Annotated in this window: 19 protein-coding genes; 11 read left to right on the forward strand and 8 right to left on the reverse strand. The window is 50.5% G+C overall.

The genetic code is table 11. From position 1 onward, the window contains the following. Positions 1 to 54: 54 nt before the first annotated feature. Both KKG35_09620 and KKG35_09625 read right to left on the reverse strand, forming a co-directional pair. Positions 55 to 1,134, reverse strand: a complete 1,080-nt coding sequence (locus tag KKG35_09620; GenBank protein MBU1738385.1) for a radical SAM protein — start codon at positions 1,132 to 1,134, stop codon at positions 55 to 57. A gap of 11 nt (positions 1,135 to 1,145) precedes the next feature. Next, complete coding sequence (locus tag KKG35_09625) at positions 1,146 to 2,558, reverse strand: B12-binding domain-containing radical SAM protein (protein ID MBU1738386.1); 1,413 nt, start codon at positions 2,556 to 2,558, stop codon at positions 1,146 to 1,148. Between the two features lie 191 nt (positions 2,559 to 2,749). On the opposite strand from KKG35_09625, the gene KKG35_09630 reads away from it, so the two are divergent. The 6 genes from KKG35_09630 (at position 2,750) to KKG35_09655 (ending at position 10,858) form a co-directional block, all read left to right on the forward strand. Next, positions 2,750 to 3,985, forward strand: coding sequence for an OmpA family protein (locus tag KKG35_09630; protein ID MBU1738387.1), 1,236 nt, complete (start codon positions 2,750 to 2,752; stop codon positions 3,983 to 3,985). A 266-nt stretch (positions 3,986 to 4,251) separates the two neighbouring features. Further along, positions 4,252 to 5,391, forward strand: a complete 1,140-nt coding sequence (locus KKG35_09635) for a DegT/DnrJ/EryC1/StrS family aminotransferase (GenBank protein ID MBU1738388.1) — start codon at positions 4,252 to 4,254, stop codon at positions 5,389 to 5,391. A 23-nt stretch (positions 5,392 to 5,414) separates the two neighbouring features. Beyond that, positions 5,415 to 6,113 (forward strand): glycosyltransferase, encoded by a 699-nt coding sequence (locus KKG35_09640; GenBank protein MBU1738389.1) that lies wholly within the window; start codon positions 5,415 to 5,417, stop codon positions 6,111 to 6,113. Further along, entirely contained in the window at positions 6,113 to 6,502 is a 390-nt protein-coding gene (locus tag KKG35_09645) for a hypothetical protein (GenBank protein MBU1738390.1), read from the forward strand. Before KKG35_09640 ends, KKG35_09645 begins: the two co-directional genes overlap by 1 nt. Before the next feature lie 235 nt (positions 6,503 to 6,737). Then, positions 6,738 to 9,140 (forward strand): YfhO family protein, encoded by a 2,403-nt coding sequence (locus tag KKG35_09650; GenBank protein ID MBU1738391.1) that lies wholly within the window; start codon positions 6,738 to 6,740, stop codon positions 9,138 to 9,140. A 326-nt stretch (positions 9,141 to 9,466) separates the two neighbouring features. Beyond that, positions 9,467 to 10,858, forward strand: a complete 1,392-nt coding sequence (locus tag KKG35_09655; GenBank protein MBU1738392.1) for a B12-binding domain-containing radical SAM protein — start codon at positions 9,467 to 9,469, stop codon at positions 10,856 to 10,858. Positions 10,859 to 11,021: 163 nt separating this feature from the next. Here KKG35_09655 and KKG35_09660 read toward each other — a convergent pair whose 3' ends face one another. Next, a complete protein-coding gene (locus KKG35_09660) occupies positions 11,022 to 12,782 on the reverse strand; it encodes a hypothetical protein (GenBank protein ID MBU1738393.1) in 1,761 nt (586 codons plus the stop codon). A 165-nt stretch (positions 12,783 to 12,947) separates the two neighbouring features. Beyond that, on the reverse strand, positions 12,948 to 13,106 hold the full coding sequence (locus KKG35_09665) for a transposase (GenBank protein ID MBU1738394.1): 159 nt from the start codon (positions 13,104 to 13,106) through the stop codon (positions 12,948 to 12,950). A 468-nt stretch (positions 13,107 to 13,574) separates the two neighbouring features. On the opposite strand from KKG35_09665, the gene KKG35_09670 reads away from it, so the two are divergent. The 3 genes from KKG35_09670 to KKG35_09680 all read left to right on the forward strand — a co-directional run bounded on the left by KKG35_09670 (position 13,575) and on the right by KKG35_09680 (position 16,789). Continuing rightward, positions 13,575 to 14,369, forward strand: coding sequence for a sel1 repeat family protein (locus KKG35_09670; protein MBU1738395.1), 795 nt, complete (start codon positions 13,575 to 13,577; stop codon positions 14,367 to 14,369). A 199-nt stretch (positions 14,370 to 14,568) separates the two neighbouring features. Then, entirely contained in the window at positions 14,569 to 15,285 is a 717-nt protein-coding gene (locus KKG35_09675) for a glycosyltransferase family 2 protein (GenBank protein MBU1738396.1), read from the forward strand. Positions 15,286 to 15,334: 49 nt separating this feature from the next. Continuing rightward, complete coding sequence (locus KKG35_09680; protein MBU1738397.1) at positions 15,335 to 16,789, forward strand: B12-binding domain-containing radical SAM protein; 1,455 nt, start codon at positions 15,335 to 15,337, stop codon at positions 16,787 to 16,789. 17 nt (positions 16,790 to 16,806) lie between these two features. On the opposite strand, the gene KKG35_09685 is transcribed toward KKG35_09680, so the two are convergent. Beyond that, positions 16,807 to 18,726 (reverse strand): hypothetical protein, encoded by a 1,920-nt coding sequence (locus KKG35_09685; GenBank protein MBU1738398.1) that lies wholly within the window; start codon positions 18,724 to 18,726, stop codon positions 16,807 to 16,809. Positions 18,727 to 19,745: 1,019 nt separating this feature from the next. Beyond that, entirely contained in the window at positions 19,746 to 20,069 is a 324-nt protein-coding gene (locus KKG35_09690) for a hypothetical protein (protein ID MBU1738399.1), read from the reverse strand. A 36-nt stretch (positions 20,070 to 20,105) separates the two neighbouring features. On the opposite strand from KKG35_09690, the gene KKG35_09695 reads away from it, so the two are divergent. Then, complete coding sequence (locus KKG35_09695) at positions 20,106 to 21,452, forward strand: hypothetical protein (GenBank protein ID MBU1738400.1); 1,347 nt, start codon at positions 20,106 to 20,108, stop codon at positions 21,450 to 21,452. A 12-nt stretch (positions 21,453 to 21,464) separates the two neighbouring features. Next, entirely contained in the window at positions 21,465 to 21,626 is a 162-nt protein-coding gene (locus tag KKG35_09700; protein ID MBU1738401.1) for a hypothetical protein, read from the forward strand. A 308-nt stretch (positions 21,627 to 21,934) separates the two neighbouring features. Here the strand turns inward: KKG35_09700 and KKG35_09705 are convergent, their stop codons facing one another. Together KKG35_09705 and KKG35_09710 are read right to left on the reverse strand one after the other, a co-directional pair. Further along, positions 21,935 to 23,038: an amidinotransferase gene (locus KKG35_09705; GenBank protein ID MBU1738402.1), complete on the reverse strand. Its 1,104-nt coding sequence runs from the start codon at positions 23,036 to 23,038 to the stop codon at positions 21,935 to 21,937. A gap of 389 nt (positions 23,039 to 23,427) precedes the next feature. Next, positions 23,428 to 23,799, reverse strand: coding sequence for a hypothetical protein (locus KKG35_09710; protein MBU1738403.1), 372 nt, complete (start codon positions 23,797 to 23,799; stop codon positions 23,428 to 23,430). Positions 23,800 to 24,179: the final 380 nt, after the last annotated feature.

Raw genomic sequence — 24,179 nt, forward strand, 5'->3', positions numbered from 1 at the left:
AAAGTATCGGGAAAGGGACTCTACCGTTTTGAAAAAATATTTCCATCAAGGGTGTTAGACGAATTCCAGATGATCCGGGTCCGATTCAAAATAATCAAGCAACATATTGTTTTTGAGGATATCGGCGCAGTGATGGCAACACTCCGAGCCGGGATCGAGATTTTTGATTCGGTCCCGGGTTGCCGGGGCAAACCAGAAGGTCTTGAAGTCGGTGCCCTTCAGTGAGCCCAGGCGTCCGTTCTCGGTATAGGCCTTGTCATGGCAGAAGTAGACCTGTTGATCGGCACCGATCACCGCCATGAAATAAATCATCGGGCACCAGTGGAAGTTCTTGTCGTAGATTCCTTCCTCGTCTTCCGGTTCATAGAGCTTGTCGATGATCGTGAAGTCCGGGGTGGAGAGTTCCCGGCTGGCCCGGTCGATCTGGGCGCGGGCCTCGGCGTGGATAGCGGTGTGATAGGCCGCGTTTTCCCGGGGGTTGGTGCTGACCACCGCCCCGGAGAGCTTGACGTTGTCGACACCCAGCATCCTGGCATTCCGGAGGAAGGTGAAGATGTCGGCATGGTTCTCCCGGGTGACGATGAAATTGACCCCAAGAACACAGGTTCGTCCCGGGATGGCGGCGAATTTTTTCAGGTTATTGCAGACCCGGTCGAATTCAGTGACGGGAACCCGGCGGATGGCGCTATAGGTATCCGCATCGGCCGCGTCCATCGACACCCGGCACCAGACCGCGTTCAGCGCCAGGAGTTCGGCCACCTCGCCTGACAGCAACGAACCGTTGGTGAGGGTGGCAATCTTGATCCCGGCCGCCGCGAGCCCCCGGATGGTGTCTGCGATATGGGGATAACAGAGCGGCTCACCGCCGCCGCTGAAGGTGACCGCCTTGACTCCCATGGCGGCAAAATCGTCGATAAGTTCCCGCATTTTCTCCCAGGGGATCCGGTCCTCTTCCCGGAGCCGTTCGCTCAAGTAGAGATCGGGATTCCGGTAACAGCAGTAGGAGCAATGGTGGTTGCAGCGGTTGGTCGGTTTCAGCCGGATATGGATGGGGGCGGGAACGCCTCCTGCCTTCAATTGGACCAGGCGATCGGCGAAATGGAAGATTTTGGTGCTGGTGTAGACTTTTCCCATGATGAGTTCCCTTAGAGCGAATTGATGGCAAACATTCCCTTGAAGTTCCCCCGGAATTCCGGCCAGCTCCGCATGGAAAGTAAACGCCGGATCATGTAGCCAGGCCGCAGGTAGAATTCCTTGTAGGAACGTTCGAGAAATTTTTTGTACCAGTCAACAGGGACATCCGGCGGTACATAGATCAAGGCATCGTGGTCGAGGGTGGAGCTTGCGCCGGAAAAGTCGAAGTTGTATCCCTGGCTGGTGAGTTGCTGGTAAAAGGTGGTGCCGGGAAAGGGGACGAACTTGTTGAAATGGGCAAAATCGAGATCGAGTTCTTTCGCGAAATCAAGCGTCTTCTGCAATGATTCAGGGGTCTCCGCCGGGGTTCCGACAATAAAATCGGCCCGGACCCTCAGCCCGGCTTCCCTTGCCCAGCGCACGGCGCGGCGGTTCATTGCCACGGTATTTTTCTTGCCCAGGGAAGCAAGCACCCCGTCATCCCCCGATTCAAGGCCGTAGAGCACCTGCCAGCAGCCCGAATCACGCATCATCTTCAGCAGGTCGAGGTCCACCGCCTCGGCCTTGGTAAGACAGGTCCAGGGAATCCGGGCAAAATCCGTTTTCATCCCCTGACAGATGGCGGTCAGCCGGTTGCTGTTGATGGTAAAGGTGTCATCGAAGAAACGGATCTCCCTCGCGCCGTGGGTATTGACCACCTGATCGATTTCCGTAAGAACGTTGTCCGCACTCCTGGCCCGGTAGCGCTCTCCGAAGATGGCCCGGTCGCAGAAATTACAGCGGGACGGGCAGCCGCGACTGGTCATGATATGGGCGAGCGGAAGCTGTCGGTATGAGGCGGCGGTGGGGGAGTAGGCGGTCAAAGGCGGCAGGAGATGCCGGGCCGGGAAGGGGATCAGGTCAAGGTCAGCAATGGGGGCGCGGGGCGCCGTGATAACCGGTAGGCCATCCCGGAGAAAGGCCAGGCCGGGAACCGTGGCGAAATCCGTTTCCCGGTTGCCGATTTTATGTAAAAGTTCACAAAAGGTTTCTTCCCCTTCTCCGAGAATCAGAAAATCAAAGGTTTCCGCAGCCAGGGCATGGTCGGTCATGGCCGTGGGGTGTGATCCGCCGGCGACCAGAATCACTCCGGGAGAGGCTTCTTTCAGAACCTTGGCCGCTTGAATACAGTTAGTGAAGGAAGGGGTCTTGGCGGTGATCCCCACCACATCAGGCCTGAATTCACGGCCCAGAGCCGCCATGGTCGACCAGTCCGGGGTGATGGTGCCGTCGTGAATCCGGACCTCATGACCGTCCTGTTCGGCAACAGCGGCAAGATAGGCCAGACCAAGGGATGGAATGGCGTTCTCAACCCCGGCAAACCGTTTTTTTTCGCCGCCCATGTCGATGGACCCGAATGGCGGATCAATAAGGAGGATTTTCATCTGGCTGGAGCCCCTTTCTGTCTCCCTGTCCCCGGTATTGACGAAGGCTGGAGAAGAGTTTGAACTGGTTATAATACCCCGGTTCTGGTATTATGTCCAAGATAAGGTGATCCCGCTGAAAGTTCAACCGATCACCCTGATGATTCACTGGTCTTCATGTTCACGTACAACTTCTTTATTTGAGGATTTTCATGTTGAAAAGAATTTTGCCGCTCCTGTTCTGTATCGTCTTCTGTCTGCCTGCTCCGGGCCATGCCATCCCCGGCTATATGAAACTCCGGATGGGAACCATGTCGGGCCAGGTCGTTTATGAGGATAAGCCCCTCAGTAATTACCTGGTCGCCTTTTTCAATGTCGAGAAGGGGCTCCCCCCGATTAAAGGCCAAACAGGGCGTATCCCTGACTTCGGGGCGTTCACCGACGAAGAGGGCAAGTTTGCCATGAAACTCCTCACCGGGGATTACTATATCGGAGTTCTCAATCGTCCCCGCGATGGACAGCCGGGCCCTCCCAGAACAGGTGAGACCTATTATTTTGCCGACGGTGGTCAGGGGAAACTGCGGCGGCTGTATATCGAGGATTTCAAGGATATTGATTATGGTGTCATTTCCTGTTCCCCACCCGATGTTTTTAATGAAACCGAACAGGGTTTTGTCCTGAAAGGGTTCGTCTATAACGGTGAGGAATCCGAAGTGCCATATCCCAATGCTATTGTCCTGGCCAGAAAAAAACCGACATTTGGCCGGCCGGATTATATCTCGGCCCCCACCGGGAAAGACGGCAGCTTTACGCTCGATGTTCAACCCGACACGAAATTTTATCTTTTTGCCCGCGCCGCTTTGAGCGGTGAGCGCCCCAATCCCGGTGATACGATCGGTCAGTACAGTTCATCCCAGGAGGCCATCGCTGTCAAGGGACCGCAGGCTGGATCAGAAGGTCCTGAGATTACGGTAAAATTTAATGATGCCATAGCCCTTGAAGGCAAGAAGGGCGAGGTCCTTGACGGGATAGCCATCTATATGTACGCCATGCCGGATCAGGGGGAAATGCAGGAAAAGTACAGGGGAACAACCGAGGGGCTGAATTTTCTGGCCGACAACTCCAAACAGAATATCACATTTGCTTCCGGGAGTGCTACCCTTACAGAGAAAGCTGAAGTCGAACTGGACAACTGGGTCAAGGTCCTGACCGATCAGCCCGATCTCCACGTGGAGATCCGAGCATATGCCGACAGCATCGGCAGTGAACTTTCCAACCTGGAACTCTCGAAACAGCGGGCTGATGCCGCTGCTGCGTATATGATCGGCCAGGGTATCATCCCGAGCAGGATAACGAGTGAAGGGCTGGGGGAAGAAAATCCGGTGGCGGATAATCATACTGAAGAGGGGCGGAGTCAGAATCGTCGGGTCGAACTCAATTTTCGATGATTCAGGTGTAAGTCGACTCATGGGGCACATCTTCACACGCTCAATCCGGTGCCCGCATGGCCATCTGCTTTCTGAGCACCTTGTGGCCACTGTCACTCACCTTTCGGGTAGAAGCCTCGATGTCTTCACTTGCTTATGGGAACAATACCATCTCCACGGTGATCCCTCCTTTCCATCCACTCTGCCGTCCTTCGGGTAACCAATATTTTCAGGAAGGCAAAAGTGACTCGGAATAAAGAAACGAAAAATATTGAAGATAAAAGTATATGACAAAAGCAAAGAGGAATCATTTTATTCCGGTGTGTGAGCCGGTTATCGGCAAGCGTGAAGAGCAGTACGTTTTAGAATGTCTGCGTACGCGCTGGATATCATCAGCCGGCAAATACGTCGATCGGTTTGAGGAGTTGATGGCCAAGCATTATGGGGTTAAGCATGCAGTGGCGGTAGCGAATGGGACCTGCGCTGTTCATGCGGCCCTCCTGGCTGCCGGGGTTGGCCCGGAGGATGAGGTGATTATTCCTGATTTTACCCTGATCGTATCAGCCAGCCAGGTCATCATGACTGGAGCTCAACCGGTCCTGGTTGATGTTGATCCGGATACATGGTGTATGGATCCTGAGCAGGTTGAAAAGAAAATTACCAGGCGAACCAAAGTGATCATGCCGGTTCACATGTATGGCCATCCGGCTGATATGGGGGCACTGAAAAAAATAGCCCGAAAACATGGAATAAAAGTTGTTGCCGACTGCGCTCAGGCCCATGGGGTTGAGTATCAGGGCAGTGAAAAGGCTATTCTGGGTGATATGGGGACATTCAGTTTTTATGGGAACAAGGTACTTACAACCGGTGAAGGTGGGATGGTTGTTACCGATAATACTCAATTCGCAGATAAGGTCAGGCTGTTACGTAACCAGGCATTTGTTAAACCGCGTTTTCATCATAGTGAACTGGGGTATAATTACAGGATTACCAACATCCAGGCTGCAATCGGGACCGCCCAGGTCGAGCAATTTGCCAAACTGGTAAAGATGAAACGTCGGGTGGGCAAGGCATATCTGAAGGGTTTGAAAGGTATTGATGGCCTGCGTTTACCTGTTGAGAAAGAATGGGCCAAAAATGTGTACTGGATGTTTGGAATGGTGCTTGAGAAACCAATAAAAATCAGTCGTGATCATCTGATGGAAAAACTCCGTGAGCGTGGTGTGGATTCACGCGCTTTTTTTTATCCGATGCATCAGCAGAAGGTTTTTCGTAAAAATAGGCAGGACAATTTCCCTGCGGTCAATGGCAAATATCCGGTTTCAAAATATCTTGGGGCTCAGGGGCTGTATCTGCCTTCCGGTGCAGAAATTTCACAGGACGATATTCGTTATGTGTGTGACACTGTGAAGGAACTCATTCAATGAGACCTGACAACGCAACTGTTTCTGTGATTCTGGCGACCTATAACGAAAAGGAATACGTCGTTGACATGATAGGCAGCCTGTATAAAGAAATTGCAGCGCCTCTGGAGGTTGTCGTGGTTGACGATAACTCACCTGATGGCACAGCTGATCTTGTGGCAGGGCTTGATCATCCGGGATTGAAGCTTCTCAGGCGTAAAACCCGGGGCCTGGCCGGTGCCTTTCATCGGGGGATACTGGAGGCCCGCGGAGATATTTTATGCTGGATGGATGCTGATATGTGTATGCCGGCAACGGTATTAAAACAGATGATTGACGGTCTTGATGACCATCATATGGTGATTGGTTCCCGCTATGCTGAAGGCGGCTTTGATAACCGCCATCCCTTGCGGATTGTTGCCAGCCGGGTGATCAACTGGTTTGCCAGGACGGTGCTGGGTGGTCACGTCAAGGACTATGACAGTGGATTTGTCGCAATTCGCAGGGAAGTATTTGACCATGTCTCATTGATCCCATATGGATACGGTGAATATTTTATAGAGTTTGTCTATGATAGCTACCGGAAGGGACTGAAAATAAAAGAAGTCGGCTATGCGTTTAAGGACCGAAGCAAAGGTATTTCCAAGTCAGCTCCAAGCCTGTGGCGTTTTTTTGTTACAGGATTACATTATATTTTCCGGATCATAAGCCTGCGGTTCAGATTTTTGCGGGGAGGGACTCAATAATGATGGAAAAAAGTCGGATATTGAAACCTACCTTCATTCGCAACGACGACCGTGGTCTTTTTGTTGAAATAACCCACGAAGGTCCCTGGGAGACCGTAATTCACGGATCAATGCAAAAAGGCGCCAGCATGGGTAACCACTATCATCGAGAATGCCGGGCTTTTTTTTACCTGGTTTCAGGCAAAGCAGAGATCAGTATCCGTAACATAGTAGAGAAAACAGAAGATGTATATTCGCTTGGCAGCGGTGAAGGGATTAAGTTTTTGCCGTATGAGTGCCATGAAGTACGCTACTGTGAAGACAGTGATTTTGTTTTCTTGAAATCATATCGCTACGATCCCGACAATCCTGATATCTATCCTCCAGGTGACTCGCATGAATCCGGCTGAGTACGGGAACATCAACGGTGTTGAGCAGAGGCGCTATGGGGTTGTCTCTCATGCGATGCCAGGTGAGGTGACAAGCTCTTTTTTACCTTTTTCACCGAGCGTCAATTGCCTCGCCTGCGTTTTTCAACAGCCAGCGAATCAAAGCCTGACTCTTTCGACCTTGTCTGTTCATGGATGCCGATTCATCCGGAAACAAAGAAAAACGCCGGCGTAAGGCGGGGTCGGGAGGGGAATCATGTATTTCAACGGAAAAGCGGAAGGGGCGGGGTGGTGGTCTCGGTACCGGTATCCGCTGATTCTGGCGCTGGTATTGATCCTGCCCTTTATCGATATTCTGATCGTTCCCCATGGCAGGATTCTCGGCAATGGAGCCTGTGACAACGCCCAGTCCTATTATTTTATGGCTGATTATACAGCCCAGCAGTTCCGCGAGTTTCGACTTCCCATCTGGAGTCCTTTGTCGATGCTGGGAATCCCTTTCCTCGCTCAAGGCGAGGCGTCGGTCTTTCACCCCCTGTCGCTCCTGTATTTTATCATGCCGACCGGGGTGGCGATCAACTGGCTGATTGCCATCAATTTCGTTCTCGCCGGCCTGGCTTTCTACGGATATCTCCGATCGCTCATCCTCGGCAGGCAGGCGTCTTTCCTTGGCGCTCTGGTCTGGAGTTTTTCCAGTATCTTTTCTTCCAGGATCTATGCCGGTCATCTCAATTACCTGCTTTGTCTTACCTTGATGCCGTTGATTCTGATGTTGTGGGAGAGATATCGCCTTTCAAACAATATTCGTTTCCTGGCTGGCATCTCTCTCTGCTACGGCTTGATGCTGCTCGCATTTTATCCCCAGATTACCTATATCTTTTCCATCTTTATACTTCTGTACGTCGTGCTGCAGGGAGTGGCTGCGAGTAATGATCCGGTCGGGTTGCGTCGGGAGGCGGCGATGGCCTTGAGGCTCGGGGGGGCCATCCTGTTGGGGATCGGTTTTGGGGCCATTCAGTTGTTTCCGTCACTCGATTTTGTCAGCCAATCGTTCCGCCAGCAGGCCAACATTGAGTTTGCCGGCAGCTTTTCCTTTCCGATCGAGAACCTCCTCACGTTGATTGCCCCCGGGTTTTTCGGGACGAAGTGGGGGGCTCAGGCCGGACAGTACTGGGGGCGGAATTATTTCTGGGAGATGTGGATGTATCTGGGGGTCTTTCCCCTGACCATGGCTTTGGCCGGTGTTTGGGGTGCCCCGGCCAAACGGAGATGGATGTTTGTGATCTGTATCGCGGTTTTTATGCTCCTCGGGCTGGGGAAGAATACCCCGCTTTTCCCGTTTATTTATGCCCATGTGCCGTTATTTGATCTCATGCGGGGATCGTCGAAAATTACCCTGATGGCGATGATCGCCCTGATCACTTTGAGCAGTTACGGTTTTGATGCATTTTTGGGAATGGTCAATCAGCGGCGACGGACGGCGAAGATCGCTATTTGGGTGGCCCTTGTACTCGGAATCGCTCTCGCCGGATTGCTCATCTGGCTGGAAATGAGCGGCGGATCCGGTGGCGCCTGGCGCGCCTTGCTTGAGAGGACTGCCCGTTCCGGTGATCCGACAATCCTGGCCGATTCTCCGGATGCCTGGCAGAATGCCAATGGTTTTTTTTCAGGGGCGACAAAGGCTCTTTCTATTGGACTCATTCTGGCCGGGGCCGGCCTGATGCTTCTGTTCTGGGCCAGAAGCCGCAAGGATCGCCTTCCCCTGCTTTTCCCTGCCATGATACTCTTGATCGCTCTTGATCTGCTCCCGACGTTCCTGTCGCTTGAACGGACGACCTTTGACCAGTCCCTGATCAAACTGCCGGCGGGGATCACCGAATATGTCCGGCAATTTCCCTATCCCCCCCGGTTACTCATGCCCCTGGAAGACAACACGGTACCGAACATCGCCTTGAGTTACGGCTATTCGTCGGCTTTCGGCTATATGAACAATACACTGAAACGGTATAACACCTTTATCAGCCTTGCCCAGAATCATGATCCCAGGGATTCTCGCGCGGTTGCCCATTTTTTTCAGGAGACCCCTGCCTTCCGGGTCCTGGCCTACGATGCTGCCGCCACTTGGGGTCGCCTTCCCGGTTCTTCATCCGGCCAATGGAATTTCACGGACCTTTCCTACAACAATAGAAAGATCCCCCGGGCATTTCTGGCGACAGTCCCAAGGTATATGGACAGTGAGGAGGAGGCCCTGGCCTATGTTCTCGCTCCCGATACTGATCTTCTTCATTCTCCGGCCATTGAACGAGGCAACAATCGTCCGGGAGGGCAGGGGGGGCCATTAGACTCAGGAGAGCAGGTTCGCTTTGTATCCTTCAGCCCCGAACGGATCGAACTCGAAGTCGTGAGCACGGCGGTTCGGGAACTTGTCCTGTGCGAGATGTACGAAAAGAACTGGACCGCCACCGTCAACGGAGTTCCGGCTGCCCTCGTTCCTGCCAACTATCTGTTCCGGTCGGTCCAGGTCCCGGCCGGGACCTCCACGATTGTTTTCGAATATCGTCCCCGTTCCTTTTACCTGGGCTGCGCGGTTTCGGCTTTGTCCCTCCTTTTGTTGTTATTTGTCTGCCTGAGGCGTAGCAAAGAAGGATCCGAATCGTGACAGACCCTCTCCCTCTCCGGAAAAAAAGGAGGAGGATTGTGTTTTTTTCCGGGGGGCTTGGAGGAGGTGAAATGACAGGCAGAGGACTGATCGAGATTTTGAGTTGCACTCTCTGTATCAGGCAATTAGTATGGTTCGTTCACCAGGTATTGAGTGGTTTAGTGGCCGTGGAGGATTGCACCGAATGATTGGGCTGTCGAAAAATCGATTTTTGTATCACCTGCCACCTTACTCACCAAACTCACCAACATCTCAAGTATTCTGAGTGGTAAAAATCAAGACATTATGAAGCGTACAAAACTCGCCTGTTTTGCCGGGAGTCTTTGATGAAGATCCTCCTTGTAAGACCTGTTTCCGACAACTCGCAGATCATCCCAACCTTAGGCCTCGGCTATCTTGCCACGCAGGTCAAAAAGCACGGGCATGAAGCCGAGGTCCTGGATTGCGCCAGAACAGGTTTGGACCATAATGGATTCAGGGATTTTCTACGCGAGCGGCGGTTCGATATCATCGGCATCCAGGTATTCACCTGCGATTTCTCCTCGGCCAGGAAGATGCTCGACATCGTCAAGGAAGTTGACCGGGAGGTGGTGACGATAGCCGGCGGCCCACACATCTCGGGACTACCGGAACACACCCTGCGGACGGTGCCCAGCCTCGACTACGGTTTCTGCGGCGAAGCCGAGATCGGATTGCCCCTGTTCTGCGACTTCATCTCCGGAGCAGATGGCATCACCCGGACCGAAGTGCCGGGCCTTGTCTACCGCGAGGGAGAAAGCATTCGCACCAACGATCGGAAGATCTGTGAAGATCTTGACAACCTGGAATTCCCGGACTGGGATCAGATCGATCCGAAAACCTATCCGGTGGCGCCCCACGGCACCTTTACCAAGCGGTTGCCGGTGGCGCCGATCATTACTTCGCGTGGCTGTCCCTACGAGTGCGCTTACTGCGGGGTGAAATCCAATACGGGCCAGCGGCTTCGCAAACGCAGCCCGGCTAACATCGTGGCCGAGATTGAACTTCTGGTTTCAAAGTACGGGGTGCGGGAGATCCATATCGAGGACGATAATTTCACCTTCGATCGCCGGCGGGTGATGGAGTTCTGCAACCTGCTCATCGAACGCCGGATTGATATATCCTGGGCTTGCCCCAACGGGGTCAGGCTCGATACGCTCGATGGTGAGCTCCTGCAGACCATGGAAAAGGCCGGCTGCTACTCGTTTGCCGTCGGCATCGAATCGGGTTCCCCGAAGATCCTGAAGGACATGAACCGGAAGATGGTCCTCGAGACCCTTAAGGAAAAGGTCAAGCTCATCGCCGAAGCGACGAAAATCAGGATGACCGGATTTGCCATGGCGGGCTATCCCACCGAGACCGTCGACGACATTGAGAAGACGATTGGTCTGACCCTGGCCCTGCCGATCCACCGCGTCCAGTTTTCCAACTTCCTGCCCTTGCCCGGCACCAGAATTTTTAACGAACTTCTGGAGTGTGGCGACATCTCCCTGAACTCTCTTGACTGGGACTCGTTTCAGGACAACCGCATCGTTTATTCGCCACCCGGGATGACCCCGGAAACGCTGCACAGGCTGATAAAGAAAGGCTTCTACAAGTTTTATTTCCGCCCCCGGATTATCTGGGGCCTGATTCGGGAGATCCACTCTTTCGAGCAGTTCAGGATCGTGCTGAAAAGGGCGCTTGATATTTTCAGATGAATATCAGCAGGGTCAATTGAAGCTGCGGACGTATCCTGTGGTATTCCTCTTCCAGCGTTGGATTCTATTCGTTGAAGTTCCGATCCATCATTCAAGCTGCCTTGGCGGCAAAGGGTGTCAAAGCTTGCCCCATTTGACATTCATGGATCAATGATCTTGAAAATCAAAAAGATCTCTCCTTTTTTGGTACGCGGTCCTTCCTGATATAGATATCGACCGGCTCCAAGTCCCAGTAGGCGCTCCCCGGCACTGTCCTGAAGAAAACATAGTTATCCTCAATATAGCGATTGAGCAGCGGCATATACTGAAAAGGAACAAACGGGCCGCAATTCATTACTTTACTGTCAACAAAGATGATCGGCCGGAACCGTCTTAGGTCATCGACATATTTCTTTTCGAATTGATCCCTATATGGGCTTAGGGGGCTGTGCAAAGACAAAGAATGATTCTCCCTGGTAGCCGACGGCAGACCTGTTTCAACGTTTAACACAGAATACCATCCCCAGACCGCTAGCCAATCATCGGGGCTGCTCGCAAATTGAGAGATAACCCGTGCAGCCTCACTCTGCTCAATTTTCTTCAGCCAGCCCCAATGCAGCTGCTGGTCAATATCATAACCGGAGAAAATCATGGCAAAAAGACATGATGATGTTACCGCAAGCTGGAACAGTTTTCTCTTGAGATCGAGGTCCAGATAATAATATCCCAATGCCCCGCCGCCGACTATGAACGGCAACATATATGAATAATAATGATGAAAAAATAACCCGGGTCTAGAGATGGCATACCAGCCGGCCAGGAACAGCATCAGGTTGAGATACAGGATTGGTAATCGCCGAATCCTTTTATATGAAACAGTCAGAGCGGCAAGGACGATAACCAGAGAGATTTGTATCTGCATCGGCATATTGGAAAGGAATTCTCGCACCTGAGCAAGGAAGCCGAATTGATAACCATAGGCCCAATTGGCCCGGATATAATAAAAAAAGGCATCAGACAACAAGTTAAACTTAAAGAGAACCGCAACAATAATAAACGTCGGCGTCAAACCGGACAAGGCAAGGAGCCCTGCCTCCATTAATTTCCGCCTTTTTTCGCCCCGACCGACAATAATCAACCATAAGGCCCAGAGCGCCAGGACCAGGGCCAGCGGGACTCCCTGCAGCTTTGCATAGGGAACCAATCCCAGGACCACCCCCATAATAATGATAGATGACAGGGGCGGACTTGTTTTTGGTGAAATTCGAGCCAGAAGATATATGGCCCATGACAGCAGGATGAGCGATTCGATCTCGTTATGGTAATGGGCGAAATCCGTATCATCTGTGAAAACCAGACTCAAGAGACCCAGGGAGATCCCTGCCAGGGCGGCCGGGAGTGAAAACAACCTTTTCATGGCGAGAAAAAGCAGCATCAAACATAAAGAACAACCCAGAGCCGATAACAGGTGCAGATAAGAATAAGCATAGGCAGCCACCGGGCTGAACCATTCCACGAACATGGCAATATAGGCGTGAATGAGTCCCTGGGAGGTTGGTTCCACGGTATCGAAGATAACCGGGTTGCGGAGCAGGTTAAGCCCAAAGGTAAGGATAACATCCTCATCCTCGCTCAACGGTGCATTAGTCAGTATGAAAGGCAGGCGGAAAAGTAACAGCTGAAGAGTTATCAGGAGAGCCGAGACCCAAGGCGAAGTGAACCTCCCCGACCTGGCGAGAAAAAGGGAGAAAATAAAGACCGCAAGTGTCCCGCCAGTCGTCAACGCGGATATCGGGAAGCCCTGGAGATTTGATGGATGCATAATTAAACCGACTGAAAATGAATCAACGAAGGGAATGACCATGACCGGATGCGGGCCTGTAAGGAATTTTTCGTAAACGGTCAGTCGGTCAGATAGTTGGTATTTTTTTTCAAAGATATTCATACCCTGATTCAGGGTATCATTCCAGTCCTGAATCGACATCGTCAACTTTCTAGAGATATTCTGAGCCCCAGGAGAAGAGCAGTCTCAACATTGAACATCCACAGCGAAACGCGCATTCTCCGCAGCTCGGAGTGTCGCAGGCTCCCTTCCCTGCCGCGGGAAGCTTCAATCATCGCTGGGGAGGGCCCTGTTTTTCGAGACCTTGCGCAGTGACATATTCAACGACTCAATGGTGATGGTCGTGTAAATCGCCTTCCGGATTTCCGCCGGGCAGGAGAGTAATGGGGTGATCCGCTCCCTGTTGTTCTGAAAGGATTTGCCAATGCTCGGGTGGCTGTCGTCTCAGCGGTTTTCGGACTGCAACAGATATACTTTCGCTCGCTCTCCCCAGTAAACTGTCGATAAGATGGCCCGAATATCCTGAGAATCAACCAGTGGGTTTTCCTGGCGGAACCAAACAAATACGCAGAATGGTATTGTATTGCAAGACGTTACCCCATGTTGTAAAACTATGACCCTCGAATATTTGCCAAATGAGTAGGGGTACTTGTTAGGAAGTTTCTCTCACTGGTCTATAGCTTAAGTTGCGCAGCTAGCCGGCTCGTACCGATACAGTTAAGTAAAGCAGCTTGTCTGCTTATACGCAACTTATGCCCTTTGGTGAAAGCGAGCCCGAAGTCTATGCTTATCTGCGAGACATCGAGACTTTTACCCCTCTCAAGGGGGCCTGGAGTGAGTGCCCGGAGGGTGAAAACAAAGAATGATGAACCATTGTGATATAGGGGAAGAACTATGAGTCGAAAATTTGTTGTTGTCTTTTGCGTGTCGATGATCGCCTTTTTTGTTTTCATTGGCTTTCCTCTACCGGGACAGGCTGAGGATGATTTCAACCAGCAAACTCTTGTCGCAGATGAATCGGTTGTGCAGATTCATGAGCAGGCAGAGCTGGGGGACCCCGAAGCCCAGAATTATCTCGGCATGGTAGCGCTTTATGGCTTTGCCGGTGAACCGGACTACCAGGCTGCCCTGGAATGGTTTACCAGGGCGGCAGATCAGGGTTTCGAAGAATCGATCGTCCAGATCGGGGTGATCTATGAAAATGGGTTCGGGGTCGAGGCTGACCTTTTAAAGGCTGCGGAGTATTACCAGCAAGCCGTCGATCTCAACTGGCCGATCGCTTTTTTTCGTCTGGGGCTGCTTAATCTGCGCGGAGTTCCGGAAGGGACAACAGTCGGTGAAGGCCTGGCAATGCTGCAAAAGTCCTGTGAGACCGGCTATCAGACCGGTTGCGGGATGAGGCTCTACTATGATCTTAAATTTGAAGAGGCCCTTGAAATCTTTGAGGGGGAATGCCAGATCGGGGATGATATCGCTTGCGTCATGGCAAATGATGTGGACTCCCGGTTGGCCAAGATGCAAACGGAACAATCGAAATCGCCGGTTGAGGAGCCTGCTCAGGAAGACAACACCAACTACCTCCTGATTGCCTTGGCCTTGTTGCTCGGAGCGGGGGGTGTTTGGTTTTTCTTCTGGAAATCATCGGCTGGTCGTGACCAGGGAAATATCGAGCCGCCTGCAGAACAATAGGATGCGTTATTCCGGGGATCTTGATGAGGAATGAGGGCTGGCGGAGGACTGATGGCGATTTTGGATTGACTCGCCCTTAATCAGGCAGTTGATGTCGATCTGTTAATTCGTTGATTCGGAATTGGGGAGTTTCGGGGCAGGAGAGGATCATTGCCCCGAATTATGGCAAAGGCGAAAAAAGGTTATCATATCCCCGATCATGAAATTAACTGTAATAATTCCCGTGTATAATGAGCGTCAAACATTTGCCGAGATTATGCAACGTGTTGTGCGGGTGCCACTATTCAAGGAAATCATTGTCGTTGATGACGGCTCTAACGATGGTACGCGGGAATTATTATCTCAATATGTAAATCAGCCAAATATCAAAGTCATCTTCCATAAATCAAATCTTGGCAAAGGTCATGCCATTCGCACTGGTTTGGCTGAAGCGTCAGGCGAGATTGTTGTTATCCAGGACGCTGATCTGGAATATGATCCAGAAGATTTTGTCGAAATGATTAAGCCGATAAGAAACGGACAAACTGCTGTTGTTTACGGTTCTCGGCGGTTAAAAAAGGAAAATAAAAGTTACTCAGGATGGATCTATTACATCGGTGGCCTGACGGTTACCTATCTTGCCTGTTTTTTGTATAGAATATCGATAACTGACGAAGCAACCTGCTATAAGATGATGGATACCGCTTTGCTTCGCTCTCTTAATCTGACCTGCGAACGTTTCGAATTTTGTCCCGAGGTTACAGCCAAACTCGCATTGCTCGATATACCAATCCTGGAAGTTCCTATCTCCTATTACCCCCGGAACAAGAGCGAGGGTAAGAAGATTGGCTGGAGAGATGCAGTTGAGGCCATATGGACCTTGCTAAAACTCAAACTGAGTCCTGTAAAGATAAAAACGACGCGGGGCGAATGTTAAATACCGAATGCAATTCGCAGATCGGCATAATCTTTAAGCGGCTAACTCATTGAAGATAGTTCTTGTTAACCCTCCACTGCACCGAATGGTTTTGGCGAATGCTCCGACCTTTGTCGAGGATGAGCGGGGCATTTACCCTCCCATAGGGCTTCTCTCTATCGCCGCTTATTTACGCGAGCGAGGGCCTTCGGGTATAGAAGTTCTTGTACTCGACACTGTTCTGGAAAATTACACAGACGAGCAAATTGAGGCATGGTTGCGGCGAGAAGCACCTGACGTGGTCGGTGTGCAGACCTTGACTTTCACCCTTCTCGACGCACTTGCTGTTGTGAAACTCGTTAAAAAAACACTGCCCACCGCCATCACCGTCCTCGGCGGGCGCCATTGCGATATCTACCCTGTTGAGACTCTCTCCCAGCCGGGTGTCGACTTCGTTGTCATGGGTGAAGGCGAAGAAACTATGACTCGGCTCATAGAGCATTTGAGGGAGCCAGATATACTGGAAAGTGTGTCAGGGCTTGTTTTTAAGAGAGGAGACCGTGTGGTGCGGAATCCCTCTCAGATGCTCTCGAATCTTGATGATCTGCCATTTCCGGCACGGGAACTCACCGCTTGGAAAGACTATCGATACCTGCTTGCCAAAAAATCTATTTTCACCACATTGATCACGAGCCGTGGCTGTCCTTACAGTTGTGTTTTCTGCGATGAAGGGCACCAACGATTCCGATCGGTCTCTGCTTCAAAAGTAGTAGAAGAAATACAGGACTGCAAACTACGACTCGGTATTGATCATTTTTTCATATTCGATTCCACCTTTACTATCGATCGCCAGCGTGTTCTCGATATTTGTCGGCTGTTGGTTGAACGGAAGGTGGATATCACCTTTGACGTGCGGAGTCGAGTCAATCTTGTCGACCAAGAAATGCTCCGTGCTCTGAGAAGAGCTGGATGTGTTCGCATTCAGTATGGAGTAGAATCCGGTAACGATAAGGTCCTTGAGGCAATAAGCAAAAGAATCACCGTTGATTTGGTACGCGATGTTGTCAAGGAGACACGTGCACATGGTTTTGAAATACTCTGTGATTTTATGATTGGGTTACCCGGCGAGACGCAACAGGAGGTTGAGGATACGATACGCCTTTCTCTCGAACTTCCAATAGATTATGCGCAATTTGCCATTACCGTCCCTTATCCAAACACAAAACTTTATGAACTTGGAATAGCAAGAGGATTGTTTGACGACTATTGGGAAGAGTTCAGTCGCAACCCTTCCTCTGATTTTCAGCCTAAATTCTGGGATGAACGTTTATCAGGGGAGCAGCTTATAGCCATGATGATGAACGCTTATGAGCGGTTTTATTTTCGTCCAAGGTTCCTCATACGGCAACTGTACAACATAAAAAGTACTTCCGAACTATACCGAAAGGCAAAAGCTGGAATGAACTTAATGGTTAGATCTATAACTCGTCGATTGGGCAACGGCCAGAATTCTCTATCTGATTGATGGTGATAACAAATCAACTATTTCGTCTTCTTTAGTGATAAGAGGTAAACGGGAAAATCGGTGTATAGACTTCCCCGGAGATCAAACCATTTGATAGTAATTAATTCGATGTCAGAATTTTTAAAAATGGAACGTCGCCTTGAGCTGTCTCTACAATATGTTATGGCTTTTTCTTTAGCGGTGAGGCCGATTGTTTTCTCGGAAACCCGTTGCATTTTTTCTATTCCGGCTCTTACCTCGATTTCTTTATCAGAATATTCTCCGCTGTCTGAATCGGATGAGTTCCCAACGGATAAAATGTTGAGTTCAATACATTGAGGGTTTTTGAAAAAATGTATGCTTGCACAAGAAACCTTGCAGCTTTCTGAAGTATCCCAGCCATGATTGTTGTATGGAATTTTGTAACTGTTCTCTGCTTCTCCGCATCGATATTCAGCAGGGAGTGGAGGGCCGTCGGTTTTTTTGCTAAGGGCCATTCGTCTTTCAGCAAGGGCCCTGGTCGTTACTGTGGGATCTCTGGGGATAGAAAAGATCTGGGAAAATAACAAGCTTAAAATAGCCAATGAAAAGAGCGCTCCCGCAATAAGCAGCCTCGGGAATAGAGAGGGGGTTCTGGCTAACAAATAAAAGTAGAGAGAGGCAATGGCGATGATGATCGCTGGAGCGAAATCGACCATATAACGGGAGCTGTAGACAGGCCACTTGCTATAAAAATAAAACAACGGAACGAAGCTGAATAAAGACCAGATTATTCCTAGAGGTACGACCAGCGGTATATGAACTGATGCCTCGTCATTTCCTCTCCGTTTTCGACGCCAATAGCGGATGACGAGAAATAATAATATTACCCATGAGAACAATATCAGTAACAACTCAACCGGATAAAAGGGGGTTGTGTTTACCTCCATCGAGCGTTGAGTATCCCACCCCAAAGGGAGAAGGCCAGTATTGTAATAATCAGAGGGGTTGAGGAAAAACATGTTCAATATCATGCCAAAAGACGCCTTCCAGAACGGTATCCAGTTCATTGGATTGTCAAACTTGACAATGTAATGGAGCAACGGGTTAAGGGTAAGTCCCAATTTATGCCCAAACTCGAATGGACTACCGAAACGCACGTAATTCATTCCGAAGAAGAACCCTACTCCAGCCAGATAAAGGATCAATCCCGTAAATGAGAATTTGATCTTGCTTTTTTGGGAAAAATAAAACGCAATGGCAAAAGTTATCCCTCCATAGGCACCAATGGTAGGTCTGATATTGATGGCAAAGCCACTGATAAAACAGAGGAGCAAATAGAGAGTTGCAGTCCTTCGTTGGAGAAAGAGATTTAAAAAAGCGAACAACAGCAGAGACCAAAGGAAAGCGTACGCTATCACTTCCTCGTATTGCTCAAATTTGTCCTGTATCATATTGATCAGGCCATGATTGAGAAATGCGTAGATGAGGAGCGGCAGAATCAGGACTTGGTTTGACAATTGAGAATGACTGGTCGCAACTGGATTTTCATTATTAAGCGCATACCAGAAAAATGATAAAACAAAAATATATAACGCCAGGAAAATGAGTCGGTCCGGGAAACCGAAATTATTGACGAGTTTTCCTGCAAATTGGAATGGTAATTGGAGGATTGGAACTCCTAATCCCCACACTTGTTGCATACCGTTTCCCCAAGCCCAGTCATGTTCATGACCATAGGGGACAGACTTGATCGCCAAATGCCCATCCAATATTGCTTCTGTCTGCATGCGCAATACCTGGTCAGAGGAATACCATGTGCCGACTTTCGGGATGAGATCGGTAAGAATCAACATGATCAAAACTAAACAAACGACACAGTAAGCCTGCATAAAAACAGGGTTCTTGGCAAGAGCCCTTGTCTTTGCTGCAAGTGATTCAGAGGCCGACAACTTTGCTTGATTCCCGTTAATTTTCAACTCAGCTTCCCTAAATGATATACATGGAAAAAATTGCCTTTTATATAAACACAGAATGATGTTGACCGTTACATCTTTTAGGAAAGGCTCAGCAAAATTCTGCTCGACACTACCACTTCCTGTTTTGGCTGGGCGCTCTCATCCCCATCCCCTTTTGCTGTGAACTGTTTCAACTCCCATCGTCATGGAAATGAGGTGTCTTCTTACTGGTTACGTAGACACATTCCTATCAAATGGCTTTCTCTCTCCTTATCACTGTTAAGGCAATATTTTCAGGAAAGCCGATGCCGATTCCTTTTCATAGGAGCGTTAGAAGTTTGGTACATGCCCGCGATTCGGGATGTAGAACACGCACATTTGGGTGTGCTGTTCACTCAGGAAGACAACGCCTACTACCTCCTGAATGTTTTAGTCTTGTTGTTCGGAACGGGAGGGGAAGGACTTCTGGAAAATATCGGGGGGGCTCGAACTGGGAATTATCGAGCCGCCCGAATAATAATAGGCTGCGTTGTCCTTGGTGTCTGGAGGAGGAAAGAGGGTAGAAGGTGGACTGCTTGAAGTATTGTGTTGACACGCCCTTTATCAAGCCGTTAATGTAGCTCCGTTATTCAGTTATTGAGCGGTTCCGAAGCGGCGGGAGGCCCTTCCTCCAGAATTATCGGCCTTGGGGAAAAAGCGATTTCCTTATACCCATCACCTTGTCACCTTCTCAATGCTGGTCGGGTGTGGACGCATAAAGCTCATCACGATTTCTTATCAGCTTTTGGACACACCCATCACCTCAGTGCTTCCATGGAAAGACAATGACCTTTCTAAACATCGTAGAAATGCTGATCGGTAATCTGTTCGTAACTCTGGCGGCTTGGAGTCTCCTCCGCTTGTTCCGTTCTGGAATTGCATTTCTTGACACTCCGATTTTTATCTTTCTATGGATCTATTCCGCCACGTTTCTGACCTTTGTTCTGGGTCTGACCGGTTTGCTCACCCCACACAGGAGCGGGCTGGTCTGCCTGGTCGGATTAATATTGATCCTTTATTTCGAACGATCCCGCCTCTCCTCCCTGCCGCAGATCGTCGAAAAGCTCCGCGAGGCAATCCGGAGTTACCGTTTCCGCCAGGCAGACGCTTTGTTGATTTTCCTTATCGGTATCGAACTGGCAAGGATCGGGTTTCAGATCGTCATTATCCCGCCATTTATCTGGGACACCTTGACCTACCATCTTCCCAACATCGCCGAATGGGTCCAACACGGCAGGATATTTACAATCAATGCCGCGATTGCCAGGACAAACTGGCCGATGACCTTCGAGGTCTTCGAGACCTGGTTTGCGCTCTTTCCCCATCACGATGCCTTAATCCAGCTGGGCGGAGTCTGGAGTATGGCACTGGTCTTTTCAAGCGTTTATGCCCTGGGCCGAAGTCTGGGCTATTCCCCCCGCCTCTCCCTTTTCGGTGCCGTGATCTTTGCCTATACCCCGGCAGTTTCTTTCCAGATCACCTCCTGCGAAAACGATCTCATGGTTGGGGCGCTGTACCTGTTCTGCCTCGCTTTGATCGTATATTTTCACAGGCAGGCTCCCAATATCGAAAAACGAGGGAATCATCTTTTCCTTCTGGCGATGGCGGCCTTATTCGGTGTCGGCACCAAACCTGTAATGTCCTTCATCTTGCCCGGCCTCATTTTTTACTACTTCATTTCCGGTCGGGACGGGAATGTCTCCGGCGTAAGGGGCCCGTCATGGAGGGATATTGTCACAAGACGTCCGGCCACAACCTCCTTCGTTTTATTGAGCGGCGTCTTAATGGGGTCATATTGGTACCTGAGAAATTGGGTCGTCTTCGCAAATCCCTTTCATCCGGTCGATGTCAGCCTGTTCGGTCACCTGATTTTCGGAACCGGACATTCCATGGAATTTTATGGCTACACCCAACAGGGGCATTTTAGTCTTGCGGGACTCTGGGGAAACCTCTCCAATCTCTTCCTGGATATGATCTTTGATCAGCGAATTATGTCCGCCGAGTCAGAGGGGGTAACCAATTGGGGCTGGTTCAGCTTTGTCTGCGGTGTGCCGGCCCTCGTTTTCACATTGAGTCGGCGCCGTGGGATGGGAATGCTGTCCGCGTGTTTTATTATCTCTCTTCTCACTCTCTTCTCCTTTGTCTTACCCGATGAATGGTGTATGCGTTTTACCTTATGGTTTCCTGCCCTGTTCGCCCTGGCGTTTGTTGACCTGTTCCTTTCTTTAGCCAAGTCCTGCTGGCGAATTCCCACGGCCATCATGGCCGGGTTTTGCCTGCTGTTGAACTTCTGTGTGGTGCTCAACGCAGGGATGTTCACAGTTGGTGACTTTCGCAGTCTTCTCCAGACACCATGGTTTGAGCGATCAGTGACGGCATTCGATTCTGAAGGACACTTCAGGAACATCTTGCAGGATGGGACATTAACCCGCACCCTGGGTCGGCTCCCAAAAACGGAACCTTTTGCCTACTGGGTATCGGACAATACTTTTATCTATCCATTGTACGGGCCGGATTTTTCACGAAAGCCGGTGTATGTCCAGTTGGAACCGCCTGAATGGACTTATTTCATTAAAGAAATGGAAAATAAAAATCTGGGAAGTCTGTTTACCTGGAATTTGGATCAAAACAGGATGAACGTCGTAAAATGGGTGGTACGGACAGGTAAATTGGAAGAGGTGAACGACCACCTTTTCCTGCTTCGCTGAAAAGGGACTGCAATGAATAAGACGAAAGAATTCACGCCGGCTCCTCCTTCCGAGAAAAGGATCAAGATAATCGGGCTCCTCTATTTTGTGACAACCATCATCTTATGGCTGGTGTACGCCGATGGGCAACTGGCACTCACACTCAGATTCCTCAAGGAAGTCCTGGGTACATAGCGTTCAATTGAAGATCCGGGTCCTTGATTCTCACGGCTTCAGCCGCACACCAGCCAATCGTTCCGTCAACAGGCCGCCATCGAGTTTGCCGGCAGCTTTTCCATCACGCGCAAGAATCTCTTCCCGCTGATTGCCGGGGGTTTTCGGGACAAAGTGAGGGGGGATGGTTGGGCGTACAGGGGGCGGTATTATTTCCGGGAGCTGTGAATGTCCCTTTTTTTGCCTCGCAGGCCCGCTATCTGCTCGGCTCTCTCGAAAACGTTCTTCGCCAGCCTGTCTGGGGAAGGCCCAGTGACGGGTGCCACAGGTCAGAAATAGGACTGCAGGCCGCCTGTTCTTCTTACGTCCAGGGTAAAGCAGTGGAAGCCGCCGCCGAACATCTTGCCGTTTAAAAAGGGGAGGGTGATGGGCTCAAAGCCCCAGTCCTTCAGGGCCTTAACCATCGAAACCTGGCTCTTTTCAACGACCACCCGCTTTTCGTCCAGCATCAGGACATTCAACCCGACCCAGCCGCTGACCAGGGAAAGATAGAAGGTGGGGATGCTCCTCGGGATCGGGTCCTTGTCCGGGGCCACCAGGATGTCCCATGATTTCAGGATGGGCGGCAGCCTCTTGACGTCGATAAACTCGGGATTGACCAGGACCTTGCCCGGGGCCAGGGGCATAAAGGTCGTGTCGATATGCATCGGCACCGTACACCGGCTTTCGATCTCATGGATCCGGTACTCATCACCCAGATGGCGCCTGACCCAGTTGATCCCGGACAGGTTGGTGACATTGCTCCGGGTCACAAAAAGATCGCGCCCGCAGCGGACAAAATCGGCGGCATCCCAGACCGGTTCGTCTTCGTTGATGATGTAGCGGACCGGTTCGCCTGGTTTGGGCTGGGTATACGTATAATCGTAAAAAGAATCCTTGAGCTGCGGTTTCGGCGCGGCGCTCCAGCGTGCCCCTTTGTTGTAATACTCCTGGAACAGGGTGCGGTAGACATGGGGTTCGAAATACCTTGCCCGCCAGCCGGAGGCCCCCTCGATCATATGATCTCCGACAATGAGGGTGAGATCCCGGGGGCAGGCGGAGGTAAACCCCCTGGATTTCCAACAGGGAGTCTTGAACGTTCTGGTGAAATCCATCACGTCCGGCCTTCTGACGGTGATGCCCTCCGCCGTGAGGACATGGACGAACTCATCCAGCTCCTTTTGGGCCCGCTTCCTGAACATCTTGGGGTAGGGGTGTCCGGCCAGCCACCAGTAAAGCCTGGCAGCCGCTTTCGGCAGCATCCCCATGAAGAGAATATGATTGGTTGGGACGGTGGCCTTGTCCAGACGCCCGACAATGACCTCTTCGAGAGGGTCCCATTCATTATGGGAGTTGACCGGGCAGGCTTCCGCTTGCATATTCTCTTCCTTCATCTGCTCTTCTTCTGACCTGAAATTGTGGGTGTGAACCGTTCGATTGCCGGCGAATTTTTTGGTGGCTATTACCTAAAACAAACCCTTCTGAGTGTCAATATCTTTCCGGAATTGCACGCAAATATGTCAGTCAACCCGAAAAGGATCGTTTGCGATCCATTCTCGTTCACTCTCTTGTTCACGAACTCCCGGTTCTGAGAAGGATTTGAGTGCGAGTTATAAATTCAATTCCTGATATTTTTAATTGAATCCAACCTTCAATCTTGTCTTGTAATGGAAAGCGAAAAGATCTTGTCAATAAGCCATAACTAAATGTAATAATTATGTTTTTAACAATATGAGTCAAAACGAGATCTGACCCCTTTCCTGACCCCTTTCCTATATTCGATTTATAAACACGAGTTCAGAAATTTATGGAACTTCCGGCAGGTGGCGTCAAAGGCTCGCAGGTCATTTTCGGAGTCAAGGTGCCGGCAGTAAGGTCCGCCTTCCTCATCAACACTTTGCCGGAGTTTTTCCTCCGGAGGGATGTCGTATTCCTCATCCATTCCGACATCCCGGATGATCTCACCACCAAGAAGCCAGAGATAGTCCATGTGCTTCCGGATGGTCTTCCTGGTCAGCCCCTTGGCAATCAGGTGCAGCACAAACGGCCGCATCGCCGCCAGCAGACCCTGTCCATAGGGAATGTCTTCCTCAACGCCGTGCCACCTCTCTGGCCACTCGGGAAAATCGGGACAGATATCTTCGGGATTTTTCATATTTTCGGGCAATTGAAATGTTCAGTGTCGGCTAATTGAAAACATGAACGTCCTCTCCTCGTATCTCGCCCTTTCTTTCACCCTCGGGTATAAGTTTCGTACGAGCAGGCAAGCTGTTCAACTCAGCTTTATAACCCCCATTTTGACCACAAAAATGGCGATATAAGGGGAGAAAACAGGATCATATGAAGAAAATATTTCGTGATATTAATCATTTGCCTTGGTCCGACCCCAAACCGCAAACCGCTTACTTAGAAGGAATCAGGCCATTTCATGGAAGTGTGAACGATGCGTAATATAATAATCTCGCCGCCATACTCTGCGTAGGGAACGATGAAGGGCAGGCCGGGAATCACCAGTTCCCTGGTGTCGGCAACTCG

This window comes from Pseudomonadota bacterium (genome assembly GCA_018823285.1).
Lineage (GTDB): Bacteria > Desulfobacterota > Desulfobulbia > Desulfobulbales > JAGXFP01 > JAHJIQ01.